The sequence below is a fragment of the Amycolatopsis rhabdoformis genome (genome assembly GCF_035918295.1).
Classification (GTDB): Bacteria; Actinomycetota; Actinomycetes; order Mycobacteriales; family Pseudonocardiaceae; genus Amycolatopsis; species Amycolatopsis rhabdoformis.
On the sequence record NZ_CP142149.1, the window covers coordinates 175,929 to 191,599 of the forward strand.

The 15,671-nt window shown below is 70.7% G+C and carries 13 protein-coding genes; 4 read left to right on the forward strand and 9 right to left on the reverse strand.

Translation table 11 applies throughout. The features are described from left to right. Positions 1 to 71: 71 nt before the first annotated feature. The gene (locus VSH64_RS00835; protein WP_326569634.1) at positions 72 to 536 is read left to right on the forward strand and encodes an SAV_6107 family HEPN domain-containing protein; all 465 of its coding nucleotides are present in this window, start codon (positions 72 to 74) and stop codon (positions 534 to 536) included. Further along, complete coding sequence (locus tag VSH64_RS00840; protein WP_326569635.1) at positions 526 to 1,293, forward strand: maleylpyruvate isomerase family mycothiol-dependent enzyme; 768 nt, start codon at positions 526 to 528, stop codon at positions 1,291 to 1,293. The genes VSH64_RS00835 and VSH64_RS00840 overlap by 11 nt, the downstream gene beginning before the upstream one ends. Here VSH64_RS00840 and VSH64_RS00845 read toward each other — a convergent pair. Continuing rightward, on the reverse strand, positions 1,290 to 2,420 hold the full coding sequence (locus tag VSH64_RS00845) for a hypothetical protein (protein WP_326569636.1): 1,131 nt from the start codon (positions 2,418 to 2,420) through the stop codon (positions 1,290 to 1,292). The two genes, VSH64_RS00840 and VSH64_RS00845, sit on opposite strands and share 4 nt — an antisense overlap. A gap of 60 nt (positions 2,421 to 2,480) precedes the next feature. Between VSH64_RS00845 and VSH64_RS00850 the strand changes: the two genes are divergently transcribed. Continuing rightward, positions 2,481 to 3,104: a VOC family protein gene (locus VSH64_RS00850; RefSeq protein ID WP_326569637.1), complete on the forward strand. Its 624-nt coding sequence runs from the start codon at positions 2,481 to 2,483 to the stop codon at positions 3,102 to 3,104. A gap of 112 nt (positions 3,105 to 3,216) precedes the next feature. On the opposite strand, the gene VSH64_RS00855 is transcribed toward VSH64_RS00850, so the two are convergent. From VSH64_RS00855 to VSH64_RS00890, 8 genes are all read right to left on the reverse strand, one after another. After that, entirely contained in the window at positions 3,217 to 4,914 is a 1,698-nt protein-coding gene (locus VSH64_RS00855) for an FAD-dependent oxidoreductase (protein ID WP_326569638.1), read from the reverse strand. A gap of 57 nt (positions 4,915 to 4,971) precedes the next feature. Next, positions 4,972 to 6,327: a carboxylesterase/lipase family protein gene (locus VSH64_RS00860; RefSeq protein ID WP_326569639.1), complete on the reverse strand. Its 1,356-nt coding sequence runs from the start codon at positions 6,325 to 6,327 to the stop codon at positions 4,972 to 4,974. 220 nt (positions 6,328 to 6,547) lie between these two features. After that, a complete protein-coding gene (locus VSH64_RS00865; protein ID WP_326569640.1) occupies positions 6,548 to 9,289 on the reverse strand; it encodes an alkaline phosphatase family protein in 2,742 nt (913 codons plus the stop codon). 26 nt (positions 9,290 to 9,315) lie between these two features. Beyond that, positions 9,316 to 10,680, reverse strand: a complete 1,365-nt coding sequence (locus tag VSH64_RS00870; RefSeq protein ID WP_326569641.1) for an ABC transporter permease — start codon at positions 10,678 to 10,680, stop codon at positions 9,316 to 9,318. Further along, entirely contained in the window at positions 10,677 to 11,648 is a 972-nt protein-coding gene (locus VSH64_RS00875; protein ID WP_326569642.1) for an ABC transporter ATP-binding protein, read from the reverse strand. Before VSH64_RS00875 ends, VSH64_RS00870 begins: the two co-directional genes overlap by 4 nt. A gap of 171 nt (positions 11,649 to 11,819) precedes the next feature. Continuing rightward, the gene (locus VSH64_RS00880) at positions 11,820 to 12,797 is read right to left on the reverse strand and encodes an amidohydrolase family protein (RefSeq protein ID WP_326569643.1); all 978 of its coding nucleotides are present in this window, start codon (positions 12,795 to 12,797) and stop codon (positions 11,820 to 11,822) included. Positions 12,798 to 12,817: 20 nt separating this feature from the next. Next, positions 12,818 to 13,414 carry a hypothetical protein gene (locus VSH64_RS00885; RefSeq protein ID WP_326569644.1) on the reverse strand — a complete coding sequence of 199 codons (597 nt, stop codon included), beginning with the start codon at positions 13,412 to 13,414 and terminating at the stop codon, positions 12,818 to 12,820. A 150-nt stretch (positions 13,415 to 13,564) separates the two neighbouring features. Further along, a complete protein-coding gene (locus VSH64_RS00890) occupies positions 13,565 to 14,359 on the reverse strand; it encodes an IclR family transcriptional regulator (protein WP_326569645.1) in 795 nt (264 codons plus the stop codon). Positions 14,360 to 14,544: 185 nt separating this feature from the next. Here VSH64_RS00890 and VSH64_RS00895 point away from each other — a divergent pair, with 185 nt between their 5' ends. Beyond that, positions 14,545 to 15,534 (forward strand): nuclear transport factor 2-like protein, encoded by a 990-nt coding sequence (locus VSH64_RS00895; protein WP_326569646.1) that lies wholly within the window; start codon positions 14,545 to 14,547, stop codon positions 15,532 to 15,534. Positions 15,535 to 15,671: the final 137 nt, after the last annotated feature.

The window sequence follows — 15,671 nt, forward strand, 5'->3', positions numbered from 1 at the left end:
GCGAGGGGCGGGGGAAGCGCCCCTGCGGCCGGGCACCTGCCGGCACCCACCCGAGCAGGAGGAGGGTTGTCATGTCCGTCTCGGTCGTGTCCCCTGCGGATCCCGGGCAGCCGCAGCTGCCCCTGTCGCTGCGCCCGCCGGCACCCCCGGCGGCAGCCACCCTGCTCGCCCAGGCCAAGCGCGGCCTGGCCGATGCCGAAAACGAACGTGATCCCGCCGAGCGGTTCATCGGCGCCTACCTAGCGGCCCTGCGCGGCGCGGCGGCGGTGCTCGCCGTGCGCGGGCGGCCGCGCCGGGGCCGGGGCCGTCCGGCCAGCGGCTGGGTGCTGCTCGACGCCGTGGCGCCGGAGCTGCAGGAGTGGTCTGCCTTCTTCGCCGCCAACTCGGCCACGCGCGCGGCCGCCGAAGCCGGCATCACGGGCAAGGTCACGGCCGAGTCGGCCGCGGGTCTGCTGCGCGCCACCGGTCTGTTCCTCGAGCTGGTCCGCCGCGTCGTCCACGGACTGCCCATCTCCGGCGAAGCCCATGTCGCGTGAGCTCGGTCCGGTCGACCACGGCCGGTTGCTCGAAGCGCTGCGGCTCGAAGCGCGCGTGCTGGGGGAGGTGGCGCACTCGGCGTCGGCCGAGGCGCCGGTGCCCACCGCCCCGGGCTGGACGCTGGGGGAGCTGCTGCGCCACGTCGGCAGCGTCCACCGCGTCACCCTCGGCTGGCTGCGGGAGGGGCGCAAGCCCACGCAGTGGCAGCGCGTGCCGTACCAGGACGAATCGGTCGCCGACTACTACACGAGCGGCACCGAAGCCCTGATCACCGAGCTCGCCGCCCACGACCCGGCCGAGCGTGCCACCACCTGGTGGCCCGCCGACCCCACCTACGGCTTCTGGCGCCGCCGCGCGCTCCACGAAACCCTGGTCCACCGCGTCGACGCCGAGCGCGCCGCGGGCAGCGTCCACCCGGCCGTTCCCGCCGACCTCGCCACCGACGGCGTCGACGAGATCCTCACCCTGTACTTCGGCCACAAACTCGCCCTGCTCGGCCTCACCGGCACCCGCCACGGCACCGTCGGCCTCCGAACCGGCGGCCACAGCTGGATCGCCCGCGCCGGCCCCGACACCATGGACGCCTGGCGCTGCTCGGTTTCCGACGCGGAATCCGCCGACGAACTCGTCAGCGGCGACCCGGCCAACGTCTACCTCTGGCTCTGGGGCCGCGCCGCCCCGACCTCCGTGATCACCTCCGGCGGCCACGACCTCGCCGCCCAACTCTGGGCCCTCCTACGGCTGGCCACCCGCTAGAACCGGAAAGTGGGGAAGCTTCCCCGGTTCCTGTCGGTGACCCCGACTACGGTCGGCCCATGACCACGCACAATCCCGGCAGCGCCGGTGCTGATGGCACTGGCGATGCCGGTCGGGCTGGCGATGGCGGCCGGGCTGGCGATGGCGGCACTGGTGCCGACCGTGGTGTCGGCAGCCGTGCCGATGGCGGCTACCTCGATGCCGGCCGTGCGGCTGCCGGTGCGAGCGGGGCAGGCGGTGGCAGCGCTGCTGACCGCCACACCGATGCTGACCGGGCGCCTGCCAGTCCTGCCGTTGCGAAGGGGACTAGCGATGGCAGTACCGGTGTTGACCGCGCTGTCGGCGCCGCTGCCGATGCCGGCTACTCCGCTGGCGGCCGTACGGCTGCCAGCGCAGCTGATGCCGCCAGGCCCGGCGACGGCAGCGCCGGCCACAGCGATGTTGCCGGAGGAAGCCGCACCGCCGCCGACGGGACTGGCGATCGCGGTGCCGGCGATGCCAACCAGATCGGCGGCGGCGGCACGGGTGATGACCGCGCTGTCGGCAGTCGTGCTGGTGTTCGCGACGTGAATGTCGGCCGTGTGACTGCCGACCCTGCAGGTGCCGACGGGACTGGGGATCGCGGTGCCGGCGATGCCGATCGGATCGGCGGCGGCAGCACGGGTGATGACCGCGCTGTCGGCAGTCGTGCTGGTGTTCGCGACGTGAATGTCGGCCGTGTGACTGCCGACCCTGCAGGTGCCGACGGGACTGGCGACGGCGATGGTGGCCGGCCTGGCGGTGGCAGCACGAGTGTTGACCGCGCTGTCGGCAGCCGTGCCGATGCCGGTTACCTCGATGCCGGCAGCGCGGCTGCCAGCCCTGCCGGTGCTGGCACGCCTGGCGGTGGCAGGGCTGGTGACAGCGTTACCGGTGCTAACAGCGCTGCCGATGGCAGCCCCGGCGCTAGCGGCAGCGGTACTGACCGCGCTTTCGACAGTGTTGCCGACAGCACCACCGGTGCAAACCGCGCTGCTGATGGCAGCACCAGCGCTGGCACCACCGGTGCTAACAGCGCTGCTGATGGCAGCGCCGGCGCTGCCATCAGCGGTACTGACCGCGCTGTCGGCCGCGCTGCCGCGAGCCAATCCGATGCCAACCGCGCCGCCGATGGCCGCACCGTCGCTGGCCGGGCCACCGACGGTGGCTTGACCATCGTCAGCCTCACCGTCGACGCAGCGCGGCCCGAAGAGCTCGCCGAATTCTGGGCCGCGTTGCTCGGCTGGCGCCAGAGCGGCGCGAGCGTCCAGCCGACTGCCGAAGACGGCTGCGAGTTCGGCCTCTACTTCGTCCGTGAAACAGCCGCCAAGAGCCACAAGAACCGACTGCACCTCGACCTCGCCAGCCACACCCCGGCCAACCAGCGTGAGATCGTGGCCCACGCCCAAAACCTCGGCGCGCGCCCCCTCGATCTCGGCCAAGGCGACGTCCCCTGGGTTGTCCTGGCCGATCCCGAGGGTAACGAGTTCTGCGTTCTCGAACCCCGCCCCGAATACGCCACCACCGGCGCGCTTGCGGCCCTCGTCGTGGACTCCCGCGATCCCGGGGCACTAGCCGCCTTCTGGTCGGTGCTCATCGGCTGGCCGGTCACCTCGGCTCACCCCCAGATCACCGGCCTGCGTAGTGCCTCAGGCCGCGGCCCGGCGATTGAGTTCCTGCTCTCCAAAGACTCCAAACACGGCCCCAACCGCGTAAGGCCCGCCCTCCGCCTCCCAGGCGCACTTGCCGCCGCAGCCGACCCCGAGGGCAACGAGTACTCAACCCAGAGCTAGCCGGAACAGTTCACAACACGACAAGACCCCCACAGCAGCACCCCAAGCGCGATTCCGACCCGACACCCGCCAGAAACCCAACGCTGCCAACGTTCTCACCGACCCAAGCCGGTCACCACCCAACAGACTCCTCAGCCTCCACCGGTTCCACCGGCCTCCCCCTCGGCTGCAGCTCCTCAGCCGCGAACATCCGGTGCAGCACCTGAATCGCCACCGATCCCTCGCCCACCGCCGACGCGACCCGTTTCACCGAGCCACTCCGCACATCCCCCGCCGCGAACACCCCCGGCAGGCTCGTCTCCAGCGGCAACGGCTCCCGGCCCAACGGCCCGCCCCGCAGATCCGAACCCGTCAGAATGAACCCGCGCTCATCCCGCTGCACCCCATCCGGCAGCCACTCCGTGTGCGGATCCGCTCCGATCATCACGAACAACGCGTCAGCCGCCTCAGCCCCGGAGCGCCCAGTGCCGCGGTCGCGCAGCACGAGGTGGTCCAGCCAGCCGTCACCGCCACCGTCGACGATCTCCGTGGCCACGAGCACGCGAAGCCGGGGCGTGGCCTCGATTTCGCGGGCCAGGTAGTGCGACATGCCGCCGTCGAGGGACGGGCCGCGCACCACCAGCGTCACCCGGTCGGCGAAGCGGGCCAGGTGCAGTGCGGCCTGTCCGGCCGAGTTCCCGCCGCCGACCACGTAGACCTCGCGGCCGACGACGCCGGGGGCCTCGGAAGCCGGGCCGCCGTAGTAGACGCCAGCGCCGCTCAGGGCTTCGAGGGTGGGCACGCCCAGCCGGTGGTAGGTGGCGCCCAGCGTGAGCAGCACGGCGCGCGACCGCACGCGAACGCCGTCCGACAGCGTGAGCACCAGTTCGCCGGCCCGGCGGAGCTCGATCGCCCTCTGCATGAACACGAACTTCGCCCCGAACACCCACGCCTGGTCGTATGCCTGCTGCGCCAGCCGCCGGCCGCTCACACCGCGGGGGAAGCCGAGGTAGTTGCGGATCAGGGAGCTGGACGTCGCCTGGCCGCCGAGGCCGCCTTCGTCGACCACGAGCGTGCCGAAGCCCTCCGAAGCGCCGTACATGGCTGCCGACAGCCCGGCCGGGCCGGCGCCGACGATCACCAGGTCGAACTCCATGCGTTCCGGGTTCACGGGCGCGCCCGAGGCCACGGCGATGTCGGCGTTGGTCGGGTTGCGCAGCACCGTGCCGTCGGGGAACACCACGATCGGCAGCTCGCCCGGCCCCGCTTCGGCGATGCGCGCGCGGCCCTCGACCGAATCCGCCAGCGCGAACGAATGCGGGATCGCGCACCGTCCGAGCACTTCGCGCAGCTCGTACGCGCGGCCGGACCACGACTGCCCGACGATCCGGATCGTGTTCGGCGAGGTACGCCGCAGTTCGGCCCATTCGAGCAGCAGGTTGGAGATCGCGTGGTGGAAGACCTCGTCCGGCGCGGCCAGCGGACGCAGCACGTAGTGGTCGATGTGGCCGCGCGCGATCGCGTCGAAGATCGCCTCGCCCGTGGCCCGGTTGCCCCATTCGCCCCACGCGATGAGCAGGCCGCGTTTCGCGTGCGGGTGCAGCCGCCGCGTCCGGGCCAGGAACTCACCGCCCGTCATGCCGGAAAGCGACTGCCCCGCCAGCACGAGCGCCACGTCTTCACCACACGCGGCGAGCAGTGCCAAGGCTTTTTCCGCCGACGCAAGGCACACGATCCGGTAGTGGCGCGCGTAGCGCTCGCGCAATTCCCGCTCGACGTCACGCAGCGCACCCGCGTTCTCGTCGACGGCGAGCAACACGGCGCCGGACATGCACCCGACAGTAACGGCGCGCCGAACTCACCAGAACACGTGAAATTTCAGGGGCCGTCAGGCCCGGAACACGAACACCCCGTGGTCCGAGCCGTACCGCGGCCACCCCGGATCCCCGGTCGCCGCGAACGAAACCCACGCCGACTGCACGCGGCCGGCCAGCTCACGCGGCGGCGTCGGGCCCTCCAAACCGGACAGTCCGAGGTTGCCGAACACGAACCCCAGCTCGATCCCGTGCGCCGCACCGACCCCGGGCAGCGGCGAAGGCCACGCGAACTCGTACACGAACGCCGGGCGCGCCCGGGCGATCTCCGCCACCGGCTCACGGAAAAGCAGCTCCGTCAACACGTCGGCGTAGTGCTCGACCGGCGTCGCCCCCTCACGCACCGGCCCGGCCGTAAGCCCCAGCTGCCCGAGCAACGCCGCCACGTCCGCGTGCGACACCCCGGCCGGCAGCGAAGCCGCCGCCAGTGCCAGCAACTCGTCGGCGTTGGTCCCGATCAGCAGGTCGACGTCACCACCCCGCAGCACCGATTCGAACGGCGCCTCCCGCAGCACCGCACCGTCGACCACGGGCAGGAACGGCTGCGCGGCCGCCACCGTCGACGCACCCCAGCGAGCGGGATCGAGATCCGCCGTGAGATCCCCGACGACCGCGGTCGACAGCGCGGCGAGCCGTTCCGGCGCCACCGCCGCGAAACCCGCCGCCGTCGGCGTCACCCCGGCCGCCCGCGCGAGCTCGCCGGTGACCAGCGACGCATCGGCCGCGGTGAGCGCCGCGCGCGCGTTCGCGCTCTGCACGATCGCCCGCCGCGCGAGACCGCGGTTCATCCCCACGTGCGCGAGCGTGGAGCCCGCGCCCGCCGACGTGCCGAACAACGTCACGGCGCCCGGATCACCACCGAACGCCGAAATCGCGTCCCGGACCCACTCCAGCGCCGCGATCTGGTCGAGCAGCGCGCGGTTCGCGACCGCGTCCGGCAGCAGTGCGAAGCCTTCCGCACCGAGCCGGTAGTTCACCGACACGAACACGACCCCGCGCCGCGCGAAGGCCGCGCCGTCGTAGATCGGCATGGCCGACGAACCGGTCACGTTCGCCCCGCCGTGCAGCCACACCAGCACCGGCAGGCCGGCCGCACCCGGATCGGGCGTCCACACGTTGAGGTTGAGGCAGCCGAGCCCCGCCACCGCCGGCTCCGCGAGGAACGACCCCGGCAACGGCACCGAAGGCGCGGTGGGCCCGAACTCCAGCGCGTCGCGCACCCCGTCCCACGCCTCGGGCGGCGTCGGCGCGCGGAACCGCGCCTCGCCGAACGGCGCCGCCGCGTAAGGGATGCCGAGGAACCGCGTGACGCCTTCGCGCACGCTGCCCCGCACCTGGCCGAAGGGAGTACTGACGACGGGATCGATCACCCCTCCACCGATACCAGCACCGGCCCTCCGCCGCGGTCCGGCTGCCCGAATCGCCAGGGTTTCCTGGCCCGAACGGACGAAGCCCCCGGCCGGCGGTGAAGCCGGCCAGGGGCCCGTTGTCGCAACTCTGCTGTCAGAAACTCAGCCCTTCAAAGCGGCCGGTCAAAGCAGCCGTTCAGAGCGGCCCTTCCAAGCAGCCGCTCGAAGCAACCGTCGAAAATCAGCCGTCCGAATCAGCCGACGGGATGTTGGCACCCGGCACCTGGTCCGGCGTGAACACCTTGTTCTCACCGGGGTACGGCGTCTTGAACCCGTGCGTCTGGTACCACGTGAAGTGGTTCATCTGCTCGGGGTTCGCGTAGTCCGCCGTCGCGTTGGGACCGGTGAACCGCTGGTTCTTCTGCCACGCCGACCACTGGTTCGCCACCTGCTGCTTGTCCGCCGGCACCGCGGTGTCGGGCTGGACCGAAGCGAACTGCGGGGCCACCACGTCCGGACCACACGACGGCTGGGTCGCGAGGCCGCCGGTGAGCGACGTGCGGTTCGCCACCGCGTTGTACGGCGTCAGGTTCGGCTTGGCCGTGAAGGCACTCGCCATCGGGGTGGCCGCACTGTCCTTCTGGTTCATCGGCTGGATGCCGAGGATCTGCTCGATGGTGCGGACCATCGTGATCTGCGAGTAGTACGTGCTGTCCACGACACCGTGCTGGGCATACGGGCTGATGATCTGGATCGGCGCCCGGTGCCCGTCGACGTGGTCCAGCCCGGCCTGGGAGTCGTCCTCCACCACGAAGATCGCGGAGTCCTTCCAGTACTGGCTGTGCGAGATCGTGTCGACGATCTTGCCCACGGCGAGGTCGTTGTCCGCGACCTGCGCGGCGGCGTTCGCGGGACCACCGGTGTGGTCACTGGAAAGCCAGAACATGTTCAGGTTCGCGGGACCGTTCTTCTCGAAGTCCTGCTGCCAGATCTGCTCCCGGTACACGTCCGGCACGCTGGTGTCGAACTTCGGGAAGCCGTGCACCGACACGTCGTTGAGCGACGGGATCGGCGACGACGACACGAGCGGGTAGGCGCTCGGCTCGCCGGTGTTGGCCATGTTCTTGCTGTCGCAGTACAGGTTCTGCCAAGAAGCGCCCGAAGGCTTGGTCAGGAACTGCTGGAACTCGCCGAAGTCGCGCACGGTGTTGCCCGCCGCTTCGGCACCCGACCACAGCGTGCCGGAGGCCTGGTGGCCCAGCACGTCGTCCTCGGTGTCGTAGCTGCGCAGGTACTCGCCGGCCGAGGACTCGGTGTACTCCGGGTCGTCGGCCTGCATGAGCCAGTTGTGGCCCTCGGCGGAGTTCGTGCCGATGTCGTACGTGTTGTCGTACAACCCGAACTGCTGCGCCAGCGCGTGCTGGTTCGGCGTCACGTTCTCGCCGAACTGCGCCAGGGCGGCGTCGCCGTTGCCCTGGGGGATGTCACCGAAGACCTGGTCGTAGGTCCGGTTCTCCTTCACGAGCAGGAACACGTGCTTGATCGGCGACGGGTCGCCGATGCGAGCGGGCACGGGAACCGGCTGCTTGTTCTTGCCGTTCGACACGACGACGGACTTGTCCGTCCAGCCGTTCTGCTTGAACACCTTCGGCGTGTACGACTTGATCGTCCGGTCGTCGGGCAGCTGGAAGCGCTGCACGCTGGACGTCGTGTCGTGCGTGCCGTGCCCGGCGGCCGTGGTCGGGCGCTGGGCGTCGATGCCGCGGGTGTTGGACACCACGATGTCCTTGCCCACCGTGGCGATCGCGGTCGGGAAGTAGTCCGTGGGCAGCAGGCCGATGTAGCCGGCCGGCTCCTTGGGGCTGGAGTACTTGTAGACGGCGATCGCGTTGGCGCGGCCCAGGGTCACCAGCAGGTGCCCGTCCTTGGTGAGCGTGATGCCGTCGGGCTCGTACCCGACCGAGGCCTCGGGCCACGGCTGGGTCGCGATGGTCTGGGTGACCTTGTCCTTGCCCGAGTCGATCACGGACACGGTGTTGCTGGAGGTGTTCGCCACGAACACCGTGCCGTTGCTCGTGTACACCGCGGTCGGGTGCAGCCCGACGTTGATGGTGCCCACGGCGGCGGCCGGCTTCGCGGTGTTGATCACCGAGACCGTGCCGGTGGTGGAGGCGCCCGTGAACGGGTTGGCCGGTACCTGGGTGTTGTACGAGTTGATCGTGGTCTCACCCGGGAGCGGCATGCGGCCGCCCTCGTTGCTCACGTAGAGCTTCTTGCCCACGAGCACGAGGTCGCGCGGCGCGATGCCGGTGTTCCAGCTCTGCTGCACGGCGCCGGTCGACGCGTTGATGGCGACCACGCGGTTCTGGCCGTTCACGGCGGCGTAGACCACGGCACCGTCGGGCGAGAACACCGCCTGGGCGACCAGGGCGTGCTTGGGTCCGTCGGCGGGGATCTTGACGGAGACGGGGTTGGCGAGCGAACCGTCGGCGTTCACCGAGAACTTGGTGTAGCCGTCGGTCTGGGCGAGCCACAGGAACTTGCCGTCGGGGGAGTACGACGGGCCTTCCTGGCCGACGTCGCTGCCGGCGATCTTGAGGTTCACCTTCGCCGAGGTGCCGATCAGCTGCTGGACCTTGTAGCTCTTGAGGTCCACGATCGTCAGCGCGGAGTCGCCGTCGGTGGTCAGCGCGGCGAGGTGCGTGCCGTCCGGGCTGATCTTCGACGCCATGATCTTGCCGTCGTTCACGACCAGCCGGTCGCCGATCGGGTCGAGGTACTGGTCGCTGGAGACGACCAGCCCGTCCTTGGTGTTCTGTCCGACGTGCTGCTTGCCGAACTCCTGTGTCGAAGCGGTACCGATGCCGGTGCCGGTCACCACAAGTGCGAGAGTGGCCGTGCCGGCGGTGGCGAGGCGGATCTTGCGGGATCTGCCGGTACCGGTGGCTCTCTCGACACGCCTGCGGCGGCGTGTTACCTGCATTGAGTTTTCCCTTCGGGGTGGGGTGGTCACAGCAGTTCGACGTTGCCGTCGAACTGCCACATCGGGTTGGGTTGGTCCCCGATCGGGGTCCGCACCTGGAAGTAGCCGTTCACTTCCTTCGGTCCGTCGCCGTCGGCGACGTACCGCCCGTCGGAGGTGACGTCGAGCTGGTAGATGGCCTGACCAGTCGTGGCGACGTCGGGGAGGTGCCAGGTGACGACGCACCGCCAGTCGTTGCCCGGGCCCTCCTGGGGCACCAGGTCACCGCCCTTGGTGCAGGCCGACGTCACGTCGAGCTGGGCTTCGGTCACGGCGGGGCGGTGCAGTTCGTCGGTCTGCAGGCGGTAGAGGTGGGCGAACGCGACCGACAGCGAGCGCTGCACCTTGTCCTGCGTGACGCCGGAACCGAGCGAGGGCGTGGCCGCGGCGAGCACCGCGAACGCGACCACGATGAGACCCACCAGCGGCAGCGCGCCGACGGTGATCGTGCGGCGGGCCGAGCCGTCGTAGCTCAGGTTGGTGAAGTCGCGGCGCAGGAACAGGAAGTACGCGAGCGCGGTGGCCACGACCGTCCACACCAGACAGACCGCGACGCTGATCAGCACCGGTCCGGTCTGCGCGGGGCTGGTGAAGAGCCCTTCCCACGAGATGAACGCGTAGGTCGGCAGCGCGAAGCGAAGCGCCACGGGCAGCGGCAGCAGCTGGGCGACCGCCATCGCGAGCGCGACGAGGGCGGGCAGCAGCAGGCCCATCGGCGAGCGGCCGAGCGCGACGGACCCGAGCAGCCCGACCGCGGCCAGCGCCAGCGTCGGCGCGAGCGCGACCACCCACGCGAGCAGCACCTGACCGGCGGCGGCGCCGGGCGAGAGCAGGTGCCCGTCGAGGCCGACGAGCTGGTTGTCGCCGGCGCCGAGCACGCCGCCGACCACGCTGGACACGGCCAGGCCGGCCACGAGCACGAGGATCACCGTGAGGCTGGCCAGCACCTTCGCCGCGAAGATCCGCCGGTAGGACCGCACGGCCACCAGCAGGTGGCGCCAGGTGCCGAGCCGGTCTTCGGAGGCGAACACGTCGCCGGCGACCACCGAGGTGAGCAGCGGGAGCGCGTAGCTGCCGGCGAAGCCGAGCATCACGAGCGAGCCGGCCCAGCCGGTGGCGTTCATCCAGCGGCCGAAGACCGTGTCCACGGGCAGGTCGCTCTGCTGGCTCACCACGGCGACGAACAGCGCCGGGGCGATCCAGCACGCGAGCACGAGCAGGCGGATCCGCCACTGGGACACGAGCTTCACGAGCTCGAAGCGGTAGCCGCGGGCCACCGAGGCGGGGCGGACGGCGGCTTCGGGTGCTCCCGGCGTCCCGGGCGTGCCCGGTTCGGTGAGGGTCGCGGTCATCGGGCGGACTCCTGCTGCTGGGACGGGTGTTCGGGCGCCGCGTCGGATTCGGTTTCGGTCAGGGCCAGGAACGCGGCTTCCAGCGGCGACACCACGGGCGCGAGCTCGCGCAGGGCCACGCCGGCGTGCACGAGGCGCACCACGAGGTCGTCGAGCGCGGGCACGAGGGCGCGCACCACGAGCAGGCCACTGTCCTTTCCGGACTCATCGCCGAGGTGGACGCCGGGGGTCTCGAGCGCGAGCGCGCGGGCGGTTTCGCGGTCGGAGGTCAGGAGCCGGTAGTCGAGCTCCTGGCTCTCCGACGAGAGCTTGCCCAGCGGGCCGGTGAACACCACGCGGCCGGTCGCGATGATCGTGACCTCCGAGCAGAGCGCTTCGAGGTCGTCCATGCGGTGGCTCGAGAGCACCACGGTGGCGCCTTCGGAGGCGAGCCGCTTGAGGACCCCGTGCACGTGCTTCTTGCCGGCCGGGTCGAGGCCGTTGGACGGCTCGTCGAGCACGAGCAGCCGCGGCCGGGTCAGCAGGGCGGCGGCGAGGCCGAGGCGCTGGCGCATGCCGAGGGAGAAGCCGCGCACGCGGTCGTCGGCCACGTCGGTGAGCCCGACCTGCGCGAGGGCGTCGTCGATGTCCGCGGCGCGGGTGTCGCCACCACGCAGGGTGGCCAGCGCGGCGAGGTTCTTGCGCGCGGTGAGCGAGGGGTAGAGGCCGGGGCCGTCGACGAACCCGGCGACGCCGCCCGGAGCGTCCAGGGTCCGCCCGACGGGCGAGTCCAGGATCTCCAGGCGGCCCTCGTCCGCCACGGCGAGGCCCAGCAGCAGTCCCAGCAGGGTGGTTTTGCCCGCGCCGTTCGGCCCGGCCACGCCGTGGATCTGTCCTTGGGCGACGTCGAGATCGATTTCGTCGAGCGCGACCACTTCGCCGAAACTTTTGGTGATTCCCCGAGCCCGGACTGCCAGAGGTGTGTCCATGGTCCCTTTGCTTTCGTCGTCAAACGTGCGTCAGGAACTTAGGGACGGTAAATTAATCTCGAACACTCGCCGGGTGAACTGCGGGGCAACGGGATTCGGACGGAACAAGTCGCGCGCGTGGATTGTCCGAGTTAAATCGGGTTCTTGCCTTGAGTTAACTGTCCTCTTGCTTTAGGGGAGGCGGAACAGGGTGCGGGCGTTGTCCCGGCCGATCTTGCGGCGGTCAGGTTCGTTGAGCGGAGCTGAGTCGAACCAGTCGGCCGCGTGGTCGATATTTTCGAACGGCCAGTCGGTGGAGAACAACACTCGATCGGCGCTCAATTCGGACATCGCGGCGAGCAGTGTCGGGGTGCGGAAATTGCCGGATGTGGTCACGTAGAAGTGCTCGGTGAAGTAATCGGTGATGGGCCGTTCGGCAGCATAGGGAAGTGCGGCGTTGGTCCATTTGTTGTGGTGGTCGATGCGCCAAAGGGAGTAGGGCAGGCCTTCGCCGAGGTGGCCGAGGATCACGTTCACACCCGGGTGCCGGTCGAACAGGCCCGACGCGGCCAGTCGCAGCGCGTGCACGGCCGTCTGCTGGCCGAACGCCCAGGCCGGCCCGAGCAGCCACTCGTGTCCGGCGTACACACGCGCGTCCTGCGGCAGCGGGTTGCGCGGGTGCAGGTAGAACGGCACGCCCAGGCGCGCGACCTCGGCCCAGAACGGGTCGTACTCGGGGGTGTCGTAGTAGGTGATGGTGCCGGCGTCGTCGAGCTCGGTGAAGCTGTTCACGAGCGCGCCGACGAACCCGAGCTCGGTGACCGCGCGGCGCAGCTCGGCCGTCGCGAGGTCCGGGTCCTGCAGGGGCAGCGCGGCGAACCCGCGGAACCGGTCGGGCCGCGCGGCGACGTGCTCCGCGAGCGTGTCGTTGGCGCGCCGGGCGAGTTCGGCGGCCTTCACGGCGTCCGGGATGCCTTGCACGGCGGGGGAGTTGAGCGAGAGCAGCATCAGCTCGATGCCGTGGGCGTCCATCAGGCGCAGCCGCTGACCGTCGAGGTCGAGCAGGCGGGCGCGCAGGGTGGGCCACAAGGCGGGCGGAGCGTAGGGCTCGGAGTCGCCGAGCGTGTCCTCGGTGGCGAAGTGCTCTTCGAGGGCGATCTTGCCGTCCACAGTGGAGGTTCCTTTCCTGGTCAGGCTTGTCGGGCGTCTTCGAGCTGGATCTGCCTGACTTTCACGGGGTTGTGGAGCGCGGCGATGTGGACCCCGAAGAACAGGTGCCACACGAGGATCGCGAACGGGAACTTCCAGCCGTGGCCGAACGAGAAGAACCCGAGCCCGGTGCCCGGCCGGTAGATCAGCGGTGCGAGCAGGCCCGCGGCGACGAGGGCGAGGATCGTGCAGAAGGTGAGGGCCTTCAACAGGTTCCCGGTGTTCGTGGCGCGGAACGGCAGCTTCGAGTACGCGAGGAGCGCGAACACCAGCACGAACGCGATGCCGTTGAAGTAGTGCATGAACTGTCCCGCGAAGTACGACGCGGCCGTGCCCTCGGGCGTCGCCGGCGCCGCGACGTGCCCGTTGTGCAGCGGCCACGGCAGTTCCGGCAGCCCGATCGCCGGCATGAAGTAGCCGGCGGTGGTCGCCATCTGGGTGGCGACGAACGCGGTGATCAGCAGGGCGCCCACCGGATGGCGGCCTGACCAGCGGAACCACTCCCGATCCGGGCGAATGTCGGCCAGCCCGCGCGCGGCGGCCTTTCCGGGCGGGGGAGCGACGATGCTCGTGGACACTGGAGTCTCCTTCGGCTCGTTCACTTATGTGGATCGAGTTTACGAAAAGTGGATGACTGTGTCCAGGGTTGGGCGCGCGAGGGCCACTGATGGGTGTGGTGGTGCCTGCGGGTCTGCGCGAGTGGGTGTGCGGCGGTCTTAGGCGCCCGGTCAGTCCGCGGAGGGGCCGCGTCCGCCGAGTTCCGCGGACGCGGCGGTGGTGGTGCGCAACAGTTCTTCCGTCGCGCGCGCGATCTGGTCCTCGCTCGCGTGCCCGACCGGCATGGCGAGCGCGACGGCCAGCGGCAGCGGCGTGGCCTCGGAGAACACGGGGGCGGCGATCGTGGTGATGCCGGGGATCATGGCGTTGGTGGTCACGGCGGCGCCGGCGCGGCGGACGTCGCGGATGATGCGGGTGACCTGGGCCGGCGAGGGGACTTCGGGCGTGGCGCCGGGGTCGAAGTCGCCGCGGAGCACGGGGGCGGTGATCGTCTCGGGCAGGTGGGCGAGGAACACGCGGCCGACCGAGGTGGTGACCAGCGGCAGGATCGCGCCGACGCGTACGGTGATCGGCAGCACGTGGGCGCCGTAGTGCCAGCCGACGATCACCGGGCCGTGGTCGCCCCACACGGCGAGGTTCACGGAGTGGCCGGTGCGGTCGCGCAGGCCGGGCAGGTGCTCGGACACGACCTCGACCTCGTCCATGCGCCGCAGCGCTTCCATGCCGAGCCGGCGCAGCGCGGGGCCGAGGTCGTAGCGCCCGGAGTTCGGCGACTGTGCCACCAGGCCTTCGCGCGAGAGGCTCACCAGGTAGCGGTGCACCTTGCTCGGCGCCATGCCGCTCGCCTCGGCCACCTGCTTGAGGCTCATCGGACCCGGCCCCTGCTCGAGGGCGCGCACGACCGTCATCGCGATCTCGACCGACTGGATGCCCTGGCGGTCGTCTTCGGGTTCCCGGGCTGGCACCTGCTGGACTATACGGCCGTTCGCGGCCCGGACCCGGTGGGGTGAGCCGCCTCGGCGAGCCGCGGTCTGCCCCCGCGTACGGCCGGGCTTCCCGAACGTTCCTCGACGCGCTCGTCCACTTTCAGTAAAATCGATGCAGATAAGTGAACTACGTGGCCGCGTGGTCGGCCCGCGAGGAGGCAGTGGTGAACGAGCGCAATCTGGGTCGACGGGCGTTGCTCAAGGGTGTCGCGATGACCGGGGCCGCGGCGGCGGTCGCGACGGTGCTGCCGGCCGGCACCGCGAGCGCGCGGACCTACCCGTCCGGCGTCCGGCAGGTCCCGGGCATCGGCACGGTCATCGACACCTCCCACGCGACGCCCGGCGTGTCCCGGGTGCTCAGCGCGTACTTCCAGGCCAAGACGGGCAAACAGCCCGAAGCGACGATGGCCCAGATCGACCGCGCGCAGATGAACTACCTCGACGCGGTGACCGGCGAGATCTGGCCCTCGTGGCAGGCACTGCACGACCTCTTCGCGAAGAACATGCCGAAGTGGCCCGCCGACGGGAAGTCCTACGCCACCCGCATCGTCGGCGACGACCGCGGCGCCATTGTCTACTTTTCCAACACCCCCGGCCTGTTCGCCCCCGGCGAGATCCGTGCCACCGGCGTGGTCAACCTGCGGGCCGGCAAGATCACCCGCTGGGTCGACTACTGGGACGGCCGCCACGTCGGCATCGACTACGTCCGCGGCGAACGCGAGCCCTTCCCCGCCGATTTCAAGGAGAACACCGTCGGCGACACGGCCGCGCCCGCGATGCAGCGCGCCATCACCCGCCTCGCCGGCGCCCTGGCCACCGGCGCGTCCACCCAGCCGCTCTTCGCGGAGGACGCCGTCTTCGAAGACCTCCCGGCGCACCTCCACCTCGTCGGCCCCGCCGCGATCACCCGCTTCCTCACCGCGGCCCACGACCTCCTCCCCTACACCGGCCCCGGCACCACCATCCGCCACACCCTCGGCGGCCCCCAGGGCGGCGGCTACGAGTGGACCTCCCGCGGCCCCGTGCCCCACGGCGTCACCGCCCTCGAACTCGACCCCCGCGGCCTCATCACCCGCGCCACCACCACCTGGGACGGCTCCTTCACCGACGACGCGACTCTTGCGGCGTTGGCTCAGAAGGCGGTTGAACATTGATGAGTGGGGGAGATCCTGATTGGGGCTGGTGAGCTTTTCTGGTTTGCTGGCCGGGGTTTTGGGTGTGGGGGAGTGGGCTTGGCCTTTCGGCTGAGTCTGTTTCTCCTGTGCGGCCCACTTCGCGGCCGCTGCCGTGG